At 52.3% G+C, this 1,031-nt stretch carries 1 protein-coding gene; it reads left to right on the top strand.

All coding sequences use genetic code 11. The features are described 5' to 3' along the window. Nucleotides 1-47: 47 nt before the first annotated feature. Nucleotides 48-623, top strand: a complete 576-nt coding sequence (locus NZ772_19400) for a hypothetical protein (GenBank protein MCS6815723.1) — start codon at nucleotides 48-50, stop codon at nucleotides 621-623. The last annotated feature ends 408 nt before the right edge of the window (nucleotides 624-1,031 follow it).

The raw sequence follows: 1,031 nt of genomic DNA, 5'->3' as shown, positions 1-1,031 counted from the left end.
AGTCCGAGTTCAGATTGACATAGGAGGTACCATCACTGCTTAAGACCTTGCTAACTCAAATCAGGCGTATACCCTGGATCTCCCTAGGGCTGTTGCTGATTGCTCATGTTGCCTTAGGGTGGTTTCTCTTAGAGCCAGGCAGTCTCGTTGACCCATCTTTCGCCAAAGTTGCCTGGGTGGGTATATTAGTGTTTGACCTGATTGTAGTCGGCACATTGACTGCCTCACCCAATACCTACCGAGCCAAGCTAGTGCGCTGGACAAGCTCTAATGAGGGCCGGTTGTTTTCTGTGATTCTATTGGCTCTGTCGATCGCCACCTTTCTGGTGTTAGTGCGGCTGTTTGGCTATGTGCTAATTATCAGCTTGTCTCTATCCCTAGCACGGCTAGACATGCTAGCGGCTGGCTTCAAAGACTTTCCCGTGCTAATGGTATTGTTGCTAGTGTCTACTCTGGGGTTCAGCCTAGGTTGGCAGGCTCACCGCTGGCTACGACCACCGTTATCGTATCCCTATAGCTATCCTCGCCAGTCCGGCCCTGCTCGAAGCAACTCTCTACCCCCGACCCCTGGTTCCTCACCTGAACAACTGCCTGACAACAACCCTAGTAGCAAGTCAGAGTAACTGGGACGTAGACTGGTGTATCTGAGGTATCACATCAGGTCAGGGATATGGGCGCAAGGTCAGGAGGGTCAACTGCCGAGAGATTTGGCCAGAGTGTGATTGGTCGTGCAAGAGGGTTTAAATTCGCTGAACCCCTAGGCATAGCTACACTGCCCAACCCTGACTCTGGATCCCTCTCCCAAAGTGGGAGAAAGACTTCAATCCGGCTGGCTCCCCTGGTATGTCCCGTGATTGCTCAACGGGCATGAGATAATCTCATAGCACTGCTACGCCAAAACCAGATGCAAACAACAGACACCATGCCGAAGATTAGCCTAACACCGCCTGATGCTTGCCTAATCTCGCCCATTGTCGCTATTGAGCCAACTCCAGCTACAGCGCCTGCACGGTTAGGAGTGTTAGCGTCGG

The organism is Cyanobacteriota bacterium (assembly GCA_025054735.1).
GTDB lineage: Bacteria > Cyanobacteriota > Cyanobacteriia > SKYG9 > SKYG9 > SKYG9.
This window is presented reverse-complemented; position numbering and strand designations above follow the sequence as displayed.